The sequence below is a fragment of the Ihubacter massiliensis genome (assembly GCF_024125305.1).
Classification (GTDB): Bacteria; Bacillota; Clostridia; order Peptostreptococcales; family Anaerovoracaceae; genus Hominibacterium; species Hominibacterium faecale.
In genome coordinates this window covers 1,941,394-1,963,086 of the sequence record NZ_JAMXVH010000001.1, presented here as the reverse complement: position 1 = coordinate 1,963,086, position 21,693 = coordinate 1,941,394, and the positions used below count along the sequence as shown (strand labels likewise).

15 protein-coding genes and 1 tRNA gene are annotated in these 21,693 nt (G+C 48.5%); 14 read left to right on the top strand and 2 right to left on the bottom strand.

All coding sequences use genetic code 11. The features are described from left to right. The first annotated feature begins 52 nt into the window (after positions 1-52). From NIA71_RS09190 to NIA71_RS09175, 4 genes are all read left to right on the top strand, one after another. Complete coding sequence (locus NIA71_RS09190; protein ID WP_148396799.1) at positions 53-2,992, top strand: molybdopterin-dependent oxidoreductase; 2,940 nt, start codon at positions 53-55, stop codon at positions 2,990-2,992. A gap of 181 nt (positions 2,993-3,173) precedes the next feature. Further along, positions 3,174-5,522 carry a pyridine nucleotide-disulfide oxidoreductase/dicluster-binding protein gene (locus NIA71_RS09185; RefSeq protein ID WP_253020270.1) on the top strand — a complete coding sequence of 783 codons (2,349 nt, stop codon included), beginning with the start codon at positions 3,174-3,176 and terminating at the stop codon, positions 5,520-5,522. Further along, on the top strand, positions 5,494-5,688 hold the full coding sequence (locus NIA71_RS09180) for a DVU_1557 family redox protein (protein ID WP_148396797.1): 195 nt from the start codon (positions 5,494-5,496) through the stop codon (positions 5,686-5,688). The genes NIA71_RS09185 and NIA71_RS09180 overlap by 29 nt, the downstream gene beginning before the upstream one ends. Next, on the top strand, positions 5,688-5,933 hold the full coding sequence (locus NIA71_RS09175) for a DUF2321 domain-containing protein (protein WP_148396796.1): 246 nt from the start codon (positions 5,688-5,690) through the stop codon (positions 5,931-5,933). The genes NIA71_RS09180 and NIA71_RS09175 overlap by 1 nt, the downstream gene beginning before the upstream one ends. A 143-nt stretch (positions 5,934-6,076) precedes the next feature. Here the strand turns inward: NIA71_RS09175 and NIA71_RS09170 are convergent. Next, positions 6,077-6,152 (bottom strand) — tRNA-Ala (locus tag NIA71_RS09170). 849 nt (positions 6,153-7,001) lie between these two features. Here NIA71_RS09170 and NIA71_RS09165 point away from each other — a divergent pair. Beyond that, a complete protein-coding gene (locus NIA71_RS09165; RefSeq protein WP_253020269.1) occupies positions 7,002-7,670 on the top strand; it encodes a cyclase family protein in 669 nt (222 codons plus the stop codon). 373 nt (positions 7,671-8,043) lie between these two features. Here the strand turns inward: NIA71_RS09165 and NIA71_RS09160 are convergent, their stop codons facing one another. Further along, complete coding sequence (locus NIA71_RS09160; RefSeq protein WP_253020268.1) at positions 8,044-9,606, bottom strand: C45 family autoproteolytic acyltransferase/hydolase; 1,563 nt, start codon at positions 9,604-9,606, stop codon at positions 8,044-8,046. A 314-nt stretch (positions 9,607-9,920) separates the two neighbouring features. On the opposite strand from NIA71_RS09160, the gene NIA71_RS09155 reads away from it, so the two are divergent. From NIA71_RS09155 to NIA71_RS09115, 9 genes are all read left to right on the top strand, one after another. Next, positions 9,921-11,228 carry an MFS transporter gene (locus NIA71_RS09155; protein WP_253020267.1) on the top strand — a complete coding sequence of 436 codons (1,308 nt, stop codon included), beginning with the start codon at positions 9,921-9,923 and terminating at the stop codon, positions 11,226-11,228. A gap of 18 nt (positions 11,229-11,246) precedes the next feature. Continuing rightward, positions 11,247-12,743: a carboxylesterase/lipase family protein gene (locus NIA71_RS09150; protein ID WP_253020266.1), complete on the top strand. Its 1,497-nt coding sequence runs from the start codon at positions 11,247-11,249 to the stop codon at positions 12,741-12,743. Between the two features lie 28 nt (positions 12,744-12,771). Further along, positions 12,772-13,908, top strand: a complete 1,137-nt coding sequence (locus NIA71_RS09145; RefSeq protein WP_253020265.1) for a CapA family protein — start codon at positions 12,772-12,774, stop codon at positions 13,906-13,908. 3 nt (positions 13,909-13,911) lie between these two features. Further along, positions 13,912-15,243, top strand: a complete 1,332-nt coding sequence (locus NIA71_RS09140) for an MATE family efflux transporter (protein WP_148398824.1) — start codon at positions 13,912-13,914, stop codon at positions 15,241-15,243. 368 nt (positions 15,244-15,611) lie between these two features. Continuing rightward, positions 15,612-17,168, top strand: a complete 1,557-nt coding sequence (locus tag NIA71_RS09135; protein WP_253020264.1) for an acyl CoA:acetate/3-ketoacid CoA transferase — start codon at positions 15,612-15,614, stop codon at positions 17,166-17,168. A gap of 4 nt (positions 17,169-17,172) precedes the next feature. Next, positions 17,173-18,312: an acyl-CoA dehydrogenase family protein gene (locus tag NIA71_RS09130; RefSeq protein ID WP_253020263.1), complete on the top strand. Its 1,140-nt coding sequence runs from the start codon at positions 17,173-17,175 to the stop codon at positions 18,310-18,312. A 21-nt stretch (positions 18,313-18,333) separates the two neighbouring features. Beyond that, positions 18,334-19,125 (top strand): electron transfer flavoprotein subunit beta/FixA family protein, encoded by a 792-nt coding sequence (locus tag NIA71_RS09125; protein ID WP_148398837.1) that lies wholly within the window; start codon positions 18,334-18,336, stop codon positions 19,123-19,125. Positions 19,126-19,138: 13 nt separating this feature from the next. Next, positions 19,139-20,329 carry an electron transfer flavoprotein subunit alpha gene (locus NIA71_RS09120; RefSeq protein WP_253020262.1) on the top strand — a complete coding sequence of 397 codons (1,191 nt, stop codon included), beginning with the start codon at positions 19,139-19,141 and terminating at the stop codon, positions 20,327-20,329. After that, a complete protein-coding gene (locus tag NIA71_RS09115; RefSeq protein WP_253020261.1) occupies positions 20,322-21,545 on the top strand; it encodes an MFS transporter in 1,224 nt (407 codons plus the stop codon). The genes NIA71_RS09120 and NIA71_RS09115 overlap by 8 nt, the downstream gene beginning before the upstream one ends. The last annotated feature ends 148 nt before the right edge of the window (positions 21,546-21,693 follow it).

Sequence of the window (21,693 nt, the reverse complement as noted above, 5' to 3'; positions counted from 1 at the left end):
ATTGTTACCAAGTTAAAACAAGTTTTATTGGAAAAATCGGAGGCAAGCTATTATGAATTTGAAGAAAATGACCCTGAACATCAACGGCGCGGACCGTATGTTCATCTGCGATCCCGAAAAGGACACGCTGGCATCCGTACTGCGTCGTCTGGGCCTGACTGGAACGAAAGTAGGCTGCGGTACCGGCGTATGCGGAGCATGCTCTGTTATTCTGGACGGAAAAGTAATCCGTTCCTGTACCAGAAAGATCAAGAATGTTAAAGAATACAGTTCCGTTATGACGATCGAAGGAATCGGAACAGTACTGAACCCGCATCCGCTCCAGTATGCATGGGTACATCTCGGAGCCGTACAGTGCGGATTCTGCGTACCTGGATTTATTGTATCTGCTTATCAGCTGCTACTGGACAATCCAAACCCGACAAGAGAAGATGTTCGTGATTGGTTCCAGAAACATAGAAATGTCTGCAGATGCACTGGTTACAAGCAGATTGTGGACGCTGTTATGGAAGCGGCTGCGATTATGCGCGGAGAAAAGACATTTGACGATATTACTTATGACTGGTCAAAGGATGTAGGCGATTTCTACGGCAAACCGCTCATCAGACCCAATGCCATGCCTAAGGCCTGCGGTGTATGCGACTACGGTGATGATGTAGAACTGCACATGCCGGAAGAAACACTCAAGGTTGAACTGGTTCAGCCAAGAAAGTACAGCCACGCGAAGATTATCAACATCGATTGCAGCGAAGCGGAAAAAATGCCTGGCGTAGTAAAGATTGTTACTGCTGAAGATGTAAAAGGTGCAAACAGACTGATGACCTATGCTTTCTCAGAAAGAACGGTTGAAATGCAGCAGGCGCATCACGTTTTGGCTGAAGATGAAATCCTTTATTATGGTGATGTTGTTGCGCTGGTATGCGCAGACACAAGAGCGCATGCAAAAGCCGCGGCAGACGCAGTAAAGGTTGAACTTGAGCCGCTGCCTGAATATATGAATTATCTGGAAGCTGTTACTCCGGACGCTGAGAAAATCCATGACTGGATGCCGGATACATACGGTAAAAACATTTACTCCGAGCTTCCTGTACTCAAGGGCGATCATGAGAAGGTTCCGGAAATCATCGGCGATGCTGCATACTCGGTAGAGGGTTCCTTCTATTCATCCAGAGAGCCGCATATGTCCATCGAAGGTGATGTTATGCAGGCATACTATGATGAAGATGACAACCTTTGCATCCACTGCAAGACGATGACCTTATACTTTGACAGAGATGAAATCGCAGAAGCGATCGGAGTTCCGGTTGAAAAACTGAGAGTTATCGAAAATCCGACCGGAGGATCTTTCGGATGGGCTATGAGTGCTCACACTTATTCCATGGTCGGCATGGCTGCCAAGGTTACCGGCATGCCTTGCTCACTGTCGATGGATTACGGTCAGTTCATGGCAGTATCCGGCAAACGTTCTCCGGCTTACTTCAACGCCAAGCTTGCCTGCGATAAGGACGGCATGTTCGTTGCCGGCGAATTTGACGCAGGACTGGACCATGGTCCGTTCTTAGAACTGGGTGACGACAAACTGACTAAGATTTCAAGATTTATGTTCTACCCGTATTACATGCCCAATGTGGTAGGTCTCTCAAGAGTAGCTGCTACAAACCACTCCTTCGGTACTGCATATAGAGGATACGGTGCTCCGCAGGCATTTACATGCTCCGAAGCGCTGGTGGACATGCTGGCTGAAAAAGCGGGAATCGATCCGTTTGAAATCAGATATAAGAATATCGCAAGACCGGGACAGGACAATCTGAACCAGTATCCGTTCCTCCATTATCCAATGGAAGAAATGATGGATAAATTAAAACCGATGTATGAGGAAGCTGTTGCAAAGGCGAAAGCTGAATCAACAGACGAAATCAAGAAGGGTGTCGGTATCGCCTGGGGCGGATATAACGTAGGCCTGGGTGCGGTTGACGAAGCCCATGTTGCCATCGAGCTGATGCCTGGAGACAGACCGAAGTTCAGAAAATACGATACATGGCAGGATCAGGGACAGGGCGGCGACCAGGGTTCCCTCATTTGTACGCTGGAAGCTCTCAAGCCTTACTTCCCGGACGTTACACCGGATGACATCAAGTTGATCCAGACAGACAGCAAATACTGTCCGAACACCGGTGAGTCTGCAGGTTCCAGATCCCATTATGCCAATGGTAAAGCAAGTATCGTAGCTGCTAAGAATATCGCAGATGCAATGAGAAAGCCCGACGGTACTTACAGAACTTATGACGAAATGGTTGCAGAAGGAATTCCGACAAGATACGACGGAGACTGGGCTACAGCTGACGAATACGATTGCTTCTACGACCTTGACCCGAACGATGGAAGCGGTAACCCGACTTATACATACACATATGCGCTGTTCCTGGCAGAGGTTGATGTAGAAACCGCGACAGGAAAGACAACATGTACAGGTATGACCTGCATTTACTGGATCGGTAAACCTGGTAACATACAGGCTGTTGAAGGTCAGGTTAACGGTGGTATTTCCCACGCCATTGGATTCGCTCTCAGCGAAAACTACGATGACCTTAAGAAACATGCCAACATGCTTGGCGCGGGTGTGCCTTACATCAAGGATGTTCCGGATAAGCTTGTATCGGTTGATGTGGGCGGTACTGACCCAAGAGGTCCTTTCGGTTCATCCGGAGCCTCCGAAGCATTCCAGTCATCCGATCACATGGCTGTAATCAATGCCATTAATAATGCGGTAGGCGTAAGAGTACATGAGCTCCCGGCAACACCGGACAAGATCAAAGCCGGAATGGAGGCTCTTGCTAAGGGAGAACCAAACCCCAACGCACCTGAGCCATACTTCCTGGGATCGGATCTTTACGATGCCATCGAGGAAATCAAAAATAATCCGCTTACTCCTTCAAAACCTGAAAACCTGGAATTCGGTTCACTTGGTAAGGAAGGCGTTCAGTGGAAATAAGGCTACGGTAATCTGAAAACCAAATATTCAACTGCGGAGCGTGCGTGATTTGCACGCTCCGTTCTATAATTTGTCAAAATCTGAGAAGGCGGGCCGCAGGCAGAGTTTTATGGTATAATGTTTTTGCTCAGAGGCTTGGCTAAGATAAGATCGGGCCTATATAAGCTTTAAGGAGAAAAAAATGCAAAATTATTATAAACAATTTGAGACATGCAGAGAGCGGGATATTCCCGCGTGTGCCGATGCATGTCCGTTCAAACTGGATATTCTTACCGTCCAGGATAAAATTGCAACGGGGCGTTTTAATGCAGCCTATAAATCAATTCGGGATCAAGTCGTTTTCCCGGGTATTGTATCAGAAATCTGCCCTGCGTATTGTGAAAATGTATGTATACGCAAGAGCATAGACGCACCGGTGCAGGTAAGACTTATGGAGAAATCGGTGGTTGCAAGCGCAACGCGTAAAACATCGAATAAATATAATCTTCCGGCGAAGAAAAAAAGTGTCGCAGTCATCGGCGCCGGGCTTTCCGGTATGGGCTTTGCTTTCCGCATGGCTTCGAAAAAATATCCGGTAACCGTTTTTGAAAAAGAAGACAGGATTGGCGGACACCTCAAAGAACTGATGGAGGAATCCGTATACATGGCTGAGTTTGATCTGCAATTTGCAAATGAAAACTATGAACTCAGGCTCAATACCCAAATCGATGATATCCATAAACTTTGTAAAAACGGCGGCTCGGAATCCCCAGATGCTTCAGGCGGCGGAGAGACCTTTGATGTTATTTATGTGGCAACGGGAAAAGGCGGAAATACCTTTGGCCTGCCGATGCCGAACCAAAAGACAGAAACCGGCGGCCCCGGCGGTTATATGACGGTGGGCGATACGGCTGTGTTTATCGGCGGTGAGGTATGCGGCAAAGATCTGATGCATGCCCTGGCGGACGGGATCAATATCGCTTCATCCGCAGAAGGGTTTTTGAAAGCAAAAAAACTGGATTATCCAAAGCAGGCCCAACCGACAGGGTGTGTGCCTGATCAAGACAAGCTGACCGATACTCCGGCGGTGATTCCAAAGGATGGAAAGGTCCTGGATCAGGAGGAATGTATCGCAGAAGCAAAGCGCTGCATACGCTGCCAATGCGACGCCTGCGCCGCTCAGTGCGACCTTGTGGCATACTTTGATAAAATGCCGGTTAAAATGAGAGATGAGATTTTTCTCTCCTGCAAACCCGCAGGCTCTCTTGTTCATAAATCCCCGGCGCGAAAATATGTGGCCGCCTGCACCCGGTGCGATCTGATGACAGAAGGCTGTCCCGAACATATAGACCTGTGCGGCATGGTGAAATACGCAAGACATAAAATGCATGATGCTGATAAAGTGCCGGCAGCGTACAGGCAGTATTTTATACGCGATATGGCTTTTGCAAACGGAGAGTACGCGGCGCTTAAAAAAAACATAGGCACGGAAGGCAACTATGCCTTTTTCCCAGGATGTAATCTGGGCGCATTGGAGCCGGAATATGTTTTAAGACCGTATAAATGGCTGCTTTCCAAACAGCCGGATACTTCTATTCTGCTGAGGTGCTGCAGCGTGCCGGCGGACTGGGACGGAAACAGCCAGCAGCATGGGGAAGAAATTGAAGCCCTCAGACGCGACTGGATGGATCTGGGAAAACCTACGTTAATCATGGCCTGTATGTCCTGTCAAAAGCATATCCGGCAATATCTTCCGGAGATCGAGACGGTGTCTTTGTATGAAATACTGGAGCAGTGGGGATTTGAACCTGATGAAGCCGCGAAAGAGGACAAGGGGACTTCCTATGCTATTTTTGACCCGTGTTCTGCCCGCAATGAAGAGAACGTACAATCGGCAGTGCGAACGCTTATTTCTGCTTCCGGCATCAGCGCCGGTGAACTGCCCAAGGGCGACCAGCACGGCTGCTGCGGGTTTGGCGGTATGGGAAGCGTTGCCGCGCCTGAATTCGCAGAATACGTTGCCCGCCAGAGGATGGAACTCAGTGAGGCCCCTTATATTGTGTATTGTTCAAATTGTAAAGATATTTTCTGCGACAGGGGAAAAAAGACCGTCCATATACTGGATATCCTCTTTGGTATTGACCCTGACGGAGTAAGATCACAGCCTGACCTGACCCGCAGGAGAATGAACCGCGTCGCCTTGAAAAAGCGATTACTCGAAGAGATCTGGAAAGAAGAATCGGAAATGGAATCATATGAAAATGAATATCCCCTCATCATGGAGGATGAAGTCCGGGAAAAGGTAAACAAACAAAAAATCCTTGAAGAGGATATATGCGCGGTCATTGATAACGCCCAAACGACAGGCAGGAGAACCTTTGACCCAAATACAGGGCATTACAAAGCATATAAGGAGATCGGGCATATCACATGCTGGGTGGAATACACGCCTTTGGAACAGGGCTATGAAGTCCACAACCTGTATACCCATAGAATGAAAATAGAATTGGAGGCTGTCTGGAATGGAAGAAAAACAGAGACTGATTTGTGATAAATGTAAAGTAGAGCTTGCGGAACTGGAAGTACAGTTTTCGTATCTGGGAAAAAGCTTTCGTCATAAAGTCAGCAGGTGTCCCCAGTGCGGGCAGGTATGCCTTCCCGAAGAACTGGTCAGCGGAAGAATGAGCGAAGTTGAATCCATGATGGAGGATAAGTAATGAGTAATTTCTATGCGAGAATATGCGAAAGCGGCCACGTGAATATCACGTATCGAAGAGTCAAAGGAGATGAGCACTGTCAGGAATGCGGCGCGCCTCTGATGGATTCCTGCCCCCAGTGCGGCAATCTGATCAAGCAATGGCACTATTATGGCATGGTGTATCTGACCCCGAAAAACCTAAAATTTGAACGGCCGGATTCCTGCGCCAAATGCGGGCAGGTATTCCCCTGGGCCGATAAATAGAGCGATATGATCAGGAGGTTGTCCGAAAACTCTTTCGGACAAATAGTGTCCTGGCCTGCCAGGGGGCTGTATGAGGCAAATCGATTTTCCTGCAGCAGGTTCATAAAAAAAGAATGTTCGTTTTTGAACATTCTTTTTTTTCTTGGTGGAGAATACGGGGCTCGAACCCGTGACCTCTTGACTGCCAGTCAAACGCGCTCCCAGCTGCGCTAATCCCCCAAACTGTCAAGAATTATTTTACTATGGAGGGTTTTGAAAGTCAATAGAAAAGTGTCAAATTGAATAGAAAAAACGGTTGGCTTTAAAGCAAAAAGGCACCGCTGCGGGCGCCTTATCTGCTGTTAATATTAAAAAAAGGATGGACCTTCATCAAATCCTTCTTACGGTTTTTATTATAGCACGGGGACTGGTCTATGGATAGCGGTAATATCTGGGTGAGGGGAGCGGTACCTCTTTCGACTCATTTTGTAAACTATTGGAAATACGAAGCATTTTCATACGCGTTGAGTTTGTCAAGGCTGTTTCAGAGCGGGCCCTTCGGGCCCGGGCTAATAAAGGGTGAAAAGCAAAATAATCGCTCGAGCTTGTTTTGGTCTAGGTTTGCGATGAATTTTCATCGTGGGAAAAGAAAAATAGCTAGAAAAGCGATAATTTCCTGCTGTTTTTAGGCAGATTGGCAGCGAAAAAGGCCTAAAATTATCGTGGAGAAGGCTGCTGGCCGCAGATCACGATGATTTGCTGCCGGCCTCGACTCCTGGCCCCATCCCCCCGGCTCTCCGAGAACGTGACGCTCAAGGATTCAGGGCTGATGACGATCATTATTACTGAGACAGTTTTATAAAGATAATAGAAGGAGGCCCTTCAGTCAACAATGGAAGCATAACCGAGGGAGAAGCTGCAGAACTGGAAAGAAAATATAAAGAATATTGGAAATAGTTCTACGGTATAGAACTTCATGACCATAGACCTACACCATAAAAGGCAAATTCCGGCATAAAATCAAACTCCAGGCCAATTTAAATTATTTTTTCCGTAAGGTATAATATAGCTCAGAGAAGGAGGATGACTATGATCACTTACGATTTAAGCTGCACGCTGAAAGAAGGTTTATGGTATTATGGAGAACCATATGTGCCATATGAGATGGAACGGGTAGGAACGGTAGAAGCAAACGGCTATATCACCCATAAACAGGTAATGACATCTCACACAGGTACCCATCTGGAATGCGCCAAACACTGGTGGGACGACTATGATGGCGTAGAGAAACTTTCGCTGGACAAGATTGCCGGAAAAGCTCGTGTTTTAAGATTTGCTTGCGAGGAACAGCCTTTCTACGGAATCGATGTGGATATGCTGAAAGAAGCCGGTGCGGACAAACTGGAAAAGGACGATATCTGTATCATCGCTACTGGCTGGGACAAGCGCATAGCAAAAGAAAATTACACTTGGGAAAGTCCGTTTATCACAGTAGAAGCTGCCAAATATCTGACCGATAAAGGGATCAAAGCTTTTGCGATCGATGCTCCCATGTTCGGCGATCCAAGAGACGGCATGGACTATGTACCTGCTGACTTGGAATTACCAGATTACGTATTCTCCAGAAAGGGAATTCCTTGTATTTTAGGACTTGTGGATGTGGATAAAATTCCTGATGAGGTGTTCTTTATCGCTGCTCCGCTCAAAATGGAAGGAGCCGACGGATCGCCAGTAAGGGCTTTTGCCATTGAATTATAATTGAATCAACTGGACAACACAGACGAAGAAACGGGAAGGCGCCGAAAAAAAATTCACCTTCAAGGAATGTTGACTCAATCGGGAAAATTCTGTTGAAAGTTTGCATTTTTTTCGCAAAATTGTGGGCTTGCGGGACCTGATCTTGAGAAGAAGCAGGTTTTGGTGCCTCTGGCTGATATTGAGAGGGCGCAATCGTTGAAAGCTGCGTAAAAACTTAAATTTGTTTTAAGTTTTTTCCCAAGAGCCAATACCCTATGAAATTCAAGAATAAGCATGCGCTGCCGGGAGCACTCCTGCAAACAGGGCTGTTGCTTGAAAACGATTTGTTTCAGCAGGCAGGCCTGGGAGTTTCTATTGGCCGATAAAAGCCGGACTAGATCAGTTCTTCCCAACTTTCTAGATAAAAGGATTCCCGGACAATTCTCTGGGGATCATCCATGGCCTGCTGCGCCATGCACTGACAATAGCTGTAGCGGGTAGCCGCCATTCCATAGAGACGGAGTCTTTCATTTCGGTCCAGGGAACAGTCCGCCAGATTCATATAATTGTGTCCTGCATACAGCGCTGCCTTGGCTTTGTTGAGCCGCTCGATTTTGTCCTGGTCGGGCATGGTTTGACCTGTCAGGTCTTTGCCAGCCAGAAACAACTGCACCTGAGCGTGCATCTTGGCATTTTCCAGAACCTCTTTTGGGGAACCCTTCAGTACCAGTCTCGATGCGGTGCCGGCAGCATAAGGCCGCTCCGCAGCCAGGGTATTGCCGCAGCCAGCGATGATATAAAGGGTGCGTTTTTTCAAATCGATCAGCCCGCGGTTGACGCATTTGCAGGTTACCGACACATTATCAGGCGACCATTCGCCTCTGGATACACCAGCGGTGGGTTCCATGGACCAAATTTCATCCTCCCACCTGCCATCGACGAAGGTGCGGGTGCTTCCCAGGGCCTGGTTAATCGTATCCAGTGTGACCTTCCCATAGTTCTCCTTGATTACCTGCTCTTCCGTGTCATAACGGTACTGGCAGTCGATCCATTCCTGATCACCTGAATAGAGCGAAGGCTTCATTTCCGGCGCAAGAAAATGATTGGTAGCGATCAGATAATCCTGCTCCCCGTAATCGCCGGACTTTCTTATGATATCCATTCTGGCCGTATGCTCCAATATGAAAGCATCTAAAGTCTGGTCCACGATCTGAACGTTGTTTCCAATATTGCAGGCAATGTTTGCGTTCAGTAATGCATCCCGGGCCTCAGCAGCGGTGGCGCACTTTGCAGAAATATAGAGAAAACCCACCATATATTGAAAACCGATATCCTTGTGATCTTTCGGCAGTTTATGCTGGGATCCGGAAGAAAGGACCATGACTCCGGCGTCGTTGATCATGGCATTGGTGGCAATGCCGCTGGCGCTGATAAAAGCGTGGCCATTGTCCGGATAAGCGATTACAGCGGGCTCGTAAACTCTTAGATTTCCCTCATAATCCCAGTTGGCGCCGCCGTAGATTCCACCGTCAGCCGTTGCCTTGCCCCAGGCGGAAACGTGGCTGCAGCTGTGCTCCGAGAGCGGCGTATAGATGGTATGGGTAGCCGCTACATCAAGAAATCCCAGCTTTGCGCCGTCTGCCATACCGTGGAGCAGTTCCACGAACTCGGGAAAAAATTGTTGGTAATGAGCGATATATTCCTTCATATCATCATACAGCTTATCATAAGTTTCGGCCTTGCTTCGATCTAGCTGAAGGAAAAAGGCAACCCTCCGATGGAGCGAATCTCTGGCCTGCTGGCCGTACTGAAGGCCCATTTCATACCAGGACCCCTGCAGAACCGCCACCTCTTTTGTGGGGAAAGGGGGCTGGTCCGGATCAAAGTCAAAGTAATCGAAAATGGAAGAACCTTCTTTTTTCAGGATGTCGCCTAAATTGGGGAATGGTCGATACATACTTAATACCTCCTTCTAAGTACGTCGGGGTTATGAAAATATCAGTGGAATCAATCTTTCCTGTATTATAAAAAGAGTATAGCGCGGCGAACCGGCCATGCAGGAAGTATTTTAGGAAATACACCATTTCCTGTGCAAAACATCTATTTTTGGCTGTGAGAAATGGGTAATCTTCACATAAAACTCAGATGGAATATTTAAAAAATTGAAACAATAATGAAAACCTCCTATAGTGAAACCACTAAGATGTTTCGAAATATCAATTTGTTATCGTCTCACTAACCTCAATGAGGAAAAAGGAGGTTCTAAAGAAAATGCGTTTACAAATGAGCACGAAAAATCTCGATAAAACAAGATGGATCGCGTTGGCGGCAGGGATCGTTTTGATGTCGACCCTTTCCTATGCCAGTACCTGGAGTCTGATGGTCAATCCCATGATTGAAACCAGAGGCGCAACGGATAAAAGCATGGCGATGATCTTTACTTTGGCCACTGCATCGGGCATGCTATTCTCGCTGATTGGAGGTAAGCTGCTGGATAAAATCGGCAGCACCAAGGTGATTATTTCGGCTATCTTTTCGCTGGCGGTCTGTCAGTTTATCTGTGCATGGACGACGACGGTTCTGCCCTTTGGTATTGCAGACGTGATCTTCCTTACATGGCAGGGTTCCGTGGTCTATATTGCTGTTTACGCAAATATGGCGAAGCTGTTTCCTGACAAAAAAGGAACGGCCATCGCTATTTCCGGCATGGGCATCACCGGCGGATCGATGATTTTTGTCCCCTTTACCCAATATTTGATCGACACCCTGGGCTTTGGAAACCAGTTCCTGGTAACCGGAATCCTGTTTACCATCATGGGTCTGGCGGCGCTGTTCTTCTTCCCCAAACCAGAAGAAGGCTACGTTCCCAAGGGATATGAACCCGTATTCGATGCCGGTGAAGATGAGGGCGATCAAGATGAGACGCTCAACAGCGGGTTTGTTCAGAAAGACTGGAAGATGATGATCAAGGACCCGGCGTTTTATATTGCCTTTGCCATGCCGCTGCTGGTTAATGTGGCCGGACAGATTTTAAATTACCAGCTTGCCTGGATGGCCCAGGATATCGTTCAGGTGAGCGCCGGCAAAGCGGCCTGGATGCTGAGCGGCGTGTTTCTGATGGGAACCCTGGGCAAGCTCTTTTGGGGCACAGTTGCCGATAAGGCGGGACGCCTGAACATCCTCATTGTTCTGGCGGCGCTTAGCTGCTTGTCCATGGTGGGACTGATGTTTATCGGAGCCGGGCAAGTGATTCTCTTCACTGTTTTTATCTTTTTAGGGTCCTTTGCTTCAGGTGGAAATTCTTCCACTTATCCGGCCCTGATCGCTGATTTGTTTGGTTCCAAATACTATGGGTTCAATTTCTCCATTTGCTATCAGGCGATTATGCTGGCCTCCATGGTTGCTCCCTGGATTGCTGTTCTTGGACGATCCGGCGACAACGAAGGAAATTACGCCATTACCTTTGGCCTTACTGCAGCTTTATGTTTCATAGGATTTATTCTGGCGATCGTTTTAAGAAAGATGAAAAAGGACAATATCGAAGTGGTGAAGAAGATAAAAAAAGAAGAAGCTGTGTAATACAATTTGGAGGAAAAAATGCGCAAACATACAATTGCCAAAGCAAAGACCGGTCAGTACCGAGGGTTTATCGATCAAAACGACATCATTAATTTTCTGGGGATTCCTTATGCGAAAACACCGCAGAGATGGAAACGAGCCGAGCCTTTAAAGACTTCTGATGAAAGAATCGATGCATTTGAATTCGGCCCGATCTGCTATCAACCCATTCTTCCGGAAGAACACGAGGAAGGCACCCCAATGAGCGAGGACTGTCTCACTTTGAACATCTGGACCGATGATATCGATAAAAAAGGAAAGCCGGTTATGCTGTGGATTCATGGCGGCTGCTATTTGACCGGCAGCAATCGAATCCCTTATTACTGCAACGATAAATTCGCTGCCGACTGCCGGGATCTGGTCTTTGTCAATATCAATTACCGACTGGGAAACTTCGGTTCCATGGATTTGACCATCTTCGACCAAAAGGGAGAATATCGGGATGCTCCCAACCTGCAGACCCTGGATCAGATGGCTGCTGTCAAATGGGTTTATGAAAACATCGAGGCCTTTGGAGGCGATCCGGAAAACATCACCGTTTACGGACAATCGGCCGGCTCCTATTCCACGGCAACCCTGCTGCTCATCCCGGAGGTCAATCAGTATATCAGCAAGGCTATCTGCGAAAGCTCCGGATTTGAAAAGACGCAGAAAACCCTGGACGACAGCCGGAGTATGGGAGAAGAATTCGCACGACTTGCGGGGGCCGAAACCCTGGAAGATTTGCTGCGGCTTCCGGCGGAAAAAGTACTGGAATATTCTCTGGAGATTTTTGAAAATTCTCGCTTCCCCAGGGCCTTTGCTTCTGTGCGGGATGGAAATCTGATTCCAGAGAAGCCTTATGAAGCTCTGCGGGCGGGCGTTGCCAAGCACATTACCCTGATGTCGGGAACCGTATCGGGAGAGTACGATACTGCAGCTTTTGGTCTGCCTGATGAGGCGGTAAAACAGAGGATCCTCGATCTGTTCGGCGACCGCATTGATGAAACGCTCATCAATCAATTCGTAGATAACGATAAAGAGCGGCCGCTGAGGGAGGCTTATCTGGACTGCAGGAACGATATGGCGATCCGAATGCCGGTGCTGTCCACCCTGGAGGCCCAATGCGCATCGGGAGCAGACACCTATATGTACTATATCGACTATATTCCCGAGGGCTCCCAGATCCGGGCGCAGCACCTCTTTGAAATTCCTTTTTTCAACGACAAACTGGAAACCCCCGTTCATATGGATCTGCGCTTTGATGAGCCGGTACAAGGCCATCATCCCGACCGTAAGCTGGTAAATGAGATTCAGGGATGCTGGGCCAATTTCGCAAGATCGGGCAACCCCGGCGGCGAGCATATTGCCATGGACTGGCCGCCCTATACGCTGGATCGGAAAACAACGATGATGCTAACCAACAGCGGCTGGCATTTGAAGGATTTCCCAAGAAAGAAGGATACAGAATTACTGCAGCATTTTATGTTTGAATAAGAAATGAAAGAAAGGACAAAATTTACAGATGAAACCATTGACAATGCTGGCCGGAGGTGACATTATTTTAGGAGAAGATTCCGCAGCGTATTTTTCCGGTGTGGCAGAAGCATTAAAGAACGCCGATATTCGGTTAGGTCAGCTGGAAGTCATGTATGGAAACGACATTGCCGCCTATGGCGACCTTCATCGGGAGTTGACCAATCTGGAGCCGCTGAAAGACTTTTTCGATGTACTCACCCTTTCAGGCAATCACATGTTCGACGGGGGAACAGAGAGCATTGCCCAAACTCTTGGATGGCTGGATCAAAATCAAATTCCCCATACAGGGGGCGGAATGAATCAGGAGGAAGCCGAACGCCCGGTTATTATGGTTAAAGAGGGCATTCGCTTTGGTTTTCTTAACTTTAACTGCACGGGGCCGAAGGCTGCCTGGGAAGGACCGGACAAGGCCGGCGGCGCTTATGTGGAAATATTGACCCAATATGATTTGGGCGATGTGGCAAATCCGGGAGGACCGCCGACAAGCATTAAGACCAGCCCGGAGGTAACTTCCTTTTGCAGTATGATCCGACAGATCGAAGCGCTGCGGCTCCGGTGCGATATCCTGACCGTCTATTTTCATAAAGGGCTGGTTCATAAACCGGCTAAGCTGGCGGAATATGAAAAATTAGTATCGTATGCGGCCATTGATGCGGGGGCCGATGTTGTATTTGCTTCTCACGCGCATTTGCTGCGAGGAGTGGAGCTATATAAAGGCAAGGCTATCTATCATGGCCTGAATAACTTCATTGCATGGGTTCCGTCGCTGCGGCCGGATTTTAAGGCCCAAAAGGGTTCCAAAACCGCGGATTTTGATCCTGAAGGCTGGGCGCACAAACGCATGGAGATGTTCGGATTTGTGCCAGACGGAAACTATCCCACCTATCCATTTCACCCGCAGGCCGTCTATACCATCGCCGCATTATGCCACATTGAAGAGGGAAAAATCGTCCGAAACGGATTCCTGCCGGCTATCGTAGGCAAAGACGGTATAACCCGTATTGTCAGCCGTAAAGAAGGTGGCCAGGAGGTGCTGGCCTATATGGAGACGATTACCCGGCAGGCGGGCTTAAACGGCGTCTATCAATGGGCGGGGGATGAAATAATCGTAGGAGAAGGCTGATTTATGCAGATAAAATTATCCGATCATTTTACATATGGAAGATTGTTTCGGTTCGTACTGCCGTCTATCATGATGATGGTCTTTATTTCCATCTACGGCGTGGTAGACGGTTTGTTCGTATCCAATTTTGTGGGAAAAACCCAGTTCGCCGCCATCAACCTGATTATGCCGGTACTGATGATTCTTGGCGCCCTCGGATTTATGGTAGGTACTGGGGGCAGCGCTATTGTGGCTAAAACCCTCGGAGAAGGTGAGCATGAGAAAGCCAATCGATATTTTTCGATGCTGGTCTATGTTGTGGTTGGAGGCGGCCTTGCAATTTCTATGTTAGGGTTTGTTTTTATGCCGTCTATCTCCCGATTCCTGGGAGCATCAGGAGACTTGCTGGAAAGCTGTGTTCTGTACGGGAGAATCATGATGGCTTCTTTGACCGGCTTCATGCTGCAAAATGTCTTTCAGGCATTTCTCATTACTGCGGAAAAACCGCGGATGGGCCTGTTGATTACAGTGGCTGCCGGATGTACCAATATCGTATTGGACTTTCTTTTTATTGTTGTGTTTCATTGGGGACTTGCCGGGGCTGCCATAGCTACGGCCATGAGCGAGCTTGTGGCCGGCCTGGTTCCTCTGGGATATTTCCTGCGGGAGAATACCAGTCTCCTCCGATTGGGAAGAACGCGCTTTATGGGAGCGATCCTTTTAAAAACCTGTATCAACGGATCATCGGAATTGATGACCCATATTTCCATGTCCATCGTCACGGTACTCTATAATTTTCAACTGATGCGGCTGGCGGGGGAAAACGGTATTGCGGCCTACGGTGTAATCATGTATGTGCATTTTATCTTTGCCTCCATATATTTGGGATACGGGGTGGGCTGCGCTCCCATCTTCGGATTTCATTACGGTGCGAAGAACAAATGCGAGCTGCAGAATATGTTTAAAAAGAGCTTTCGGATCATAGCGGTTGTTGGACTTCTTCTGGCGATAACGGCTATTTCCTTTGCCGGGCCGCTGGCCAAGCTGTTCGTGGGCTATGACCAGGAGCTTTGGCAAATGACCAGCCATGGACTGCGGGTTTTTTCCATCGCGTTTCTGTTCTCAGGTTTTAATACCTTTGGTTCCGCACTGTTTACTGCATTGAGCAATGGCGTCGTTTCGGCGATTATATCCTTTGTGCGAGTGATGATCTTTGAAGTATCAGCTATTATCTTTCTGCCGATACTGTTCGGTCTCAACGGCATCTGGTGCTCGATCATTGTGGCGGAAGTGCTGGCCCTGGGCGTGACTGGCAGCTTTATTGCCGCCAAAAGGAAACGGTACGGATATCTGTAAAAAGAACTTGTAACTCAGGACATAGCAGGCCAAGCGTGCCAGTGGTGTATCGGCCCGGCACAAAAGTTTTTTGGTTTACCATAATGAAAACGCCTTATTCTTCCAATAACATGTTCCCGATTTTAACCGCTCCGCCGTGAAGGCGGAGTTTTTGCGTATTCTTCTTGTTGTTCAGCGCGCCAGCAATTTGACAGCGGGATTATTCCCAGCAGTAGTCTCAATGCAAAGATGTGTAAATTTTACAATTCGGCCCGTCCAATATATGCAAAGCATACATGTTTTTCCCCAACCCCTGACCAATCCCAAGGTTTATGGTAAGTTAAAGGTACGAATTTTGTTTTGAGGCAGATAGTTGGAAGGAGAAAGTCATGACAAAAGTGATTACAGCCAGAGAAGCCGCGCAGCTGATACCGGACGGGGCGACGATCGGTCTTGCGGGAATGGGATTGTCCGGCTGGGCGGAAGAAATCGCCTGCGCCATTGCAGACCGCTTTCAGGAAACAGGGCATCCCCGAGATTTGAATTTAAAGCAGGGGAGCGCCATGGGAGATTGGAAAGAACGGGGAACAACCAGATTGGGATATGAAGGTCTGGTTACCAAGTGGTCCGCGGCTCACGTAGGTTCTGCCTTTTCCTTGTGCAAACTGGCAGTGGAAAACAAGCTGGAATGTCACTGTCTGCCCCAGGGCGTTATCGTCAATCTTTGGAGAGAAATCGCCGCCGGGAGGCCTGGACTGCTGACCAAGGTCGGACTGGGAACCTTCGTCGACCCCAGGCTGGAAGGGGGAAAAATGAACCAATGTACCAAGACCGAATTGGTAGAGATAAAAGAGCTGGATGGCGAAGAATACCTCTTTTATAAAGGCTTTGATGTGGATGTGGCTTTGCTGCGAGGGTCAATCGCCGATGAACATGGAAATATTTCCTTTGAACGGGAAAGCGTAATAAACGAAGGGTTGTCGGTAGCTGCCGCTGCTAAAAATACAGGAGGAATCGTCATCGTTCAGGTAGAATATCTGGCAAAGGCGGGTACCCTTGCGCCAAAGGAGGTCAAGATTCCCGGCGTGCTGGTGGACTATGTGGTTCAGGCCAGTGATCAGAAAGCATGCTGGCAGACAGAAGGCGTTTATTATGAACCGTCTTTTTCCGGGCAAATCAAAAAACCGCTCCGCGCTTTGCCGCCTTTGCCCTTTGATGAACGAAAGGTAATATGCAGAAGATGCGCGATGGAATTGAAGAACGGTGATGTCCTCAATCTGGGTGTGGGAATGCCGGCGGAAATGGGCAAGATTCTCGCAGAAGAGAATCTCTCTGAAGCAGTCGTGATGACAACGGAAAGCGGCATGGTCGGAGGCGTTCCGGCGGCCCTGCCCAATTTCGGCAGCGCTTACAATCCGGAAGCGATTATGGTTCACGGCGATATGTTCGATTTGATCGACGGCGGCGGCCTGGACGTCACGTGCCTGGGAATTGGAGAAGCCGATCGAGATGGAAATATCAACGTCAGTAAATTTGGCCCGCGCCTGACTGGGCCGGGCGGGTTTATAAACATTACAAAGGCGACGCCCAAAGTGATTTTTTGTGGTACTTTTATGGGAAAAGCCAAATTGAAAACTGGCAATGGAAAAATAACGGTTGTGGAAGAAGGAAGCATTAAAAAATTCAAGGAAAAGGTGGAGCAGGTTACCTTCGCAGGGGCCTATAAAGGCGAGGATCAGCAAGTCTTATACATCACCGAACGATGCGTTTTCCAGCTGATGGACGGCAAGATGACGCTTATGGAAATTGCTCCGGGAATGGATTTGGAAAAGGATATTCTGGCGAACATGGATTTTGTTCCGGCCATTTCCAAGGACTTGAAATCGATGAGTGAAGAGATCTTTCATGAAGAATGGGGAAATTTAAACCAATACTTAGGAGGTTAAAAGCATGTATTTGACGGAAAAGCACCAATTATTCAGAAAGCTGGTGAAACAGTTCGCCCAAACAGAACTGAAGCCGGAGCTGCTGGATGAAATCGAAGAAACCAACCATTATCCGAGAGAAATCCTGGATAAGATGGCAGAGTGCGGATTTTTTGGAGTTAAGATACCGAAAAAATGGGGAGGCGCAGGATTCGATACCAGGGCATATGTAATTCTCAACGAGGAGCTGGCCAGCGTTAGTGCCATATCGGCCATTTATGCCAATACACCCAATTCCCTCGGCGGAGGGCCGCTGCTCTCAGCGGGTACGGAAGAACAGCTGGAAAAATATTTAATCCCGCTAGCAAAAGGGAAGCGGATCATCTCCTTTGCACTGACCGAGCCGGGAGCAGGATCTGATGCGGGCGGCATGCAGACGACGGCTGTCAAGGACGGAGACCATTACATACTCAACGGCAGGAAATGTTTTATTACTCATGCGCCGGAGGCCGATTATGCGATTATCTTCGCCAAAACGGATCCCCAGCGGGGCACCAAAGGAATTTCCGCTTTTATCGTAGATATGACGCTGCCAGGCGTATCCACTGGGCTGCCGGAGAAAAAAATGGGCATTATCGGCGGGCCCACCTCGGATATCATCCTCAAGGATGTGCGGGTTCATAAAAGGGACCGGCTGGGAGAAGAAAACCGTGGCTTTATCAATGCTATGAAAACGCTGGACGGCGGGAGAATCGGCGTAGCGGCCCAATCAATCGGCGTGGCTAAGGGCGCTCTTGAGGAGACGATCAAGTATTCTCAGGAAAGAACCCAATTCGGAAGAAAGATCAAAGATTTTCAGGCGATCAGCTTCACCATCGCAGGTATGGCGACAAAGCTGGAAGCAGCCAGACTCTTGACCTACCAGGCTGCTTATTTGAAGGACACCGGTCAGGATGCGTCCAAAGCGGCATCCATGGCTAAATGGTACGCGTCTGAAGCCTGCAATGAAATATGCGCCAAAGCGATTCAGGTCCATGGAGGATACGGATTTATTAAAGATTATAAAGTGGAACGCTTCTATAGGGATTGCAGAGTCTTTACCATTTATGAAGGAACATCACAGGTGCAGCAGATGGTAATCGCAGGGCAGCTGCTGAAAAAATAACAGGAGGCGAAGGGAATGATGATGAAAATACTGGTCTGCGCGAAACGCGTACTTGATACAACCGATGTTAATTTAAAGATGGATCCGGTAAGAGGTACCTTGATCAAAGAAGGCGTACCATCGATCCTCAACCCAGATGATGCCAATGCGCTGGAAGCCGCGCTTACGATGAAAGATGCCAATCCAGGAACTACCGTAACGATCTTGACCATGGGAGCCCCGGCTGCCAAATTTATGATTCGTGAATGCCTTGCCATGGGCGCGGATGACGCTTACTTTCTTTCGGACCATGCTTTTGGCGGCGCGGACACCTATGCCACATCCGTGACATTGGAATACGGCATTCGAAAAATCGGAGATTTTGATTTGATCCTGGCAGGACGGCAGTCAATTGTAGGCGACACAGCTCAAGTGGGACCTCAGCTTGCCCAGCGGCTGGGACTGCCCTTGGTCACATATGCGCAGGATATCAAGATAAAAGAGGGAAAAGCGATTGTACAGAGGCAGCTGGAGGACGGCTATGAAGTCATTGAAACGCCTCTGCCTTGTCTGATCACTGCGGTAAAGGAATTGAATACGCCCCGGTATATGAGCGGGGGAGGTATTGTGGATGCTTACGAGAAAGAAATCATCACGCTGGATCACAATGATATCGATTTGCCGGTGCAGCGATGCGGTCTGGAGGCTTCGCCGACAAGGGTTGTCCGCTCTTTTGCACCTGAATTAAAGGGACAGGGGGAGATGCTGAAAGGTACGCCCCAGGAAATGGCAAGGACGTTGGTCGCTAAATTAGAAGAAAAAAACGTATGGTAGCGGGAGGAAAAACATGGCTGTTAAGATAATAAACGAGAATTGCAAAGGATGTGAATTGTGTGTAAAGGCGTGCCCTTTTGATGCAATTACCATGGAGCATAAGACGGCTGTCATTCAGCCCGGCTGCACCCAGTGCGGAAACTGTATCGAGGTTTGTAAATTCGATGCCATTGAAAAGAGTGAAGAGGCGGCACAGACCTTTGATCGGGAGGCCTATCGCTGCGTATGGGTGTTTGCTGAACAAAGAGAAGGCAAGCTGATGCCGGCGGTTGCCGAGCTTTTAGGTGAGGGGCGTAAGCTGGCCGATGAGCTGAACACAGAGCTTTGCGCGGTGGTGCTGGGACATCAGATATCGGATTTGGCTTCAGAGCTGATCGGGTACGGCGCAGAAAAGGTATATATAGGGGACCACCAAGAGCTTGATACATATAGAACCGATGCCTATACAAAGGTAATCGGAGAGGCGATTTCTGCGTATAAGCCGGAAATCGTTCTTTTGGGAGCGACCCACATTGGAAGGGATTTAGGTCCCTGTCTGGCTGTAAAAGCGGATACGGGGCTGACGGCGGACTGTACCAGGTTGGAAATCGGCGACGAGGAACGGAATCTTCATCAGACAAGACCTGCTTTTGGCGGAAATCTGATGGCTACCATTCTCTGTCCCCACAGCAGACCGCAGATGGCCACAGTAAGGCCTGGCGTTATGGAGGCGGCTGTTTTTGATCCGCAGCGCCAAGGTACAGTGATTCCCCTTGAGGTGAATTTCCAAAAAGGTGATATTCGGACCAAGGTTTTGGAAACCGTAAAATCCATCAAGGAACAAGTATCCCTTTCCGATGCAGACATTATTGTATCAGGCGGAAGCGGATTGGGAAGTGGAGAAGGATTTGCCCTTTTGGAAGAATTCGCGAAAAAATTAGGCGGCGTGGTGGGCGCTTCCCGGGCGGCCGTCGATGCCGGGTGGATTGACCATTCCCATCTTATCGGTCAGACGGGAAGCACGGTAAGGCCGAGCATCTATTTTGCCTGCGGGATTTCCGGCGCCATTCAGCACTTGGCCGGGATGGACGGATCCGACTATATTGTGGCGATCAATAAGGATGCCCATGCTCCCATTTTTCAAGTGGCGGACTATGGTTTGATCGGCGATTTGTATGAGATCATTCCTTGTATTATGGAAGAATTGGACCGGTCTCATGAATAGAAAAATACCAATGTTTGTCTTTACCTTGATTGCCATGCTTTGTCTAGGTCTGGTATACGGGTGGTCGATTTTTGTTGTTCCTTTGGAAACGGAATTCGGTTGGCAGCGATCGCAGACTTCTCTCACCTTTACCATTTCCATGATTGCAATGACCTTGGGAATCATGGCCGGAGGACAATTTAATAAGCGAAAAGACAAAGCCCTCCTTAGTTTACTGATTGCGGCAATTCTCTTGTTCGCGGGTTTTGCCGCAGCCAGTAGAGCACAGGCTTTGATGCATTTTTATATTTTTTACGGGATGTTCTGTGGGTTTGGCGTAGGCTTTGCCTATGTAGAAATGATCGCCATTCCCAGCAAATGGTTTCCCGGAAAACAGGGGCTGTCATCCGGTATGTTGATGATGTGCTTCGGTCTGGGTGCGATGATTTTGGGCACGGTCTGCTCGGCCCTTATGAATGCCATTGGCTGGAGGACGACTTTTTTGATCCTGGGCATTCTCTTTGGCATCCTGATATTGGCAGAAGGCGTTATGCTCCAATCTACAGTGAAACCAAAATCCAATAAACCGGAGAAGAAAAGCGAGTCCGAAGCAGGCAGCCTGACAACTGGTCAAATGACCAGAAGCAGCGATTTTAAAGCTCTGTATGTTTGGCTGATCTTTATCAGCGCGGCAGGGCTGGCTTTGATGGGCCACATCGCTCCCTGCGCGATTCAGATGGGAGCCGGTGGGGAACTGGCGGCTGTAATCGCCGGTATCGTTTCCGTGTCCAACGGCGCGGGGCGGATTGTATATGGGCTCTTGTATGACAAGCTGGGTGTGAAAAAAACATTGCTTCTTATTTGTGCCATATTTCTCATTGCCGCAGTGACCATAGCGGCTGCGGTGACTGTTGAGAGCCTGCCCTTGCTCATTGCCGGCTGCATCTTGGTGGGCTTGAGCTTCGGGGCAGCGCCAACTTCCAGTTCAGCCGTGGTCATTCGTTTTTATGGGCCGCGATACTTTTCCTCCAACTTTGGCATCATCAGCACCCAGCTGATCATCGCGGCTTTGCTTGGACCGATGCTGGCGGGGAAGCTTTATACGATGACTGGAAATTACATTGCCACCTTCTATGGCGTGGTGGGCCTTGGAATCCTTTCCCTGGCGGTGGTTTTCGCTGTTTTGCGGCTGGCCGGGAAAAACGGCAGAAGTTTGGACAAAGACTATTCGAATTAAAATATTGTATTTAAGTTGGAATAGGGCTGAACCATCTATCTGATGAGGTTTGAAACCGCTTTTATTTTCTTTTGAATAGAAGCGGTTTTGCGTCCGTTCTGGGACTTGAAAAACAGAGCATTTTTGTTGGTACGCCCTTTGCAAGAAT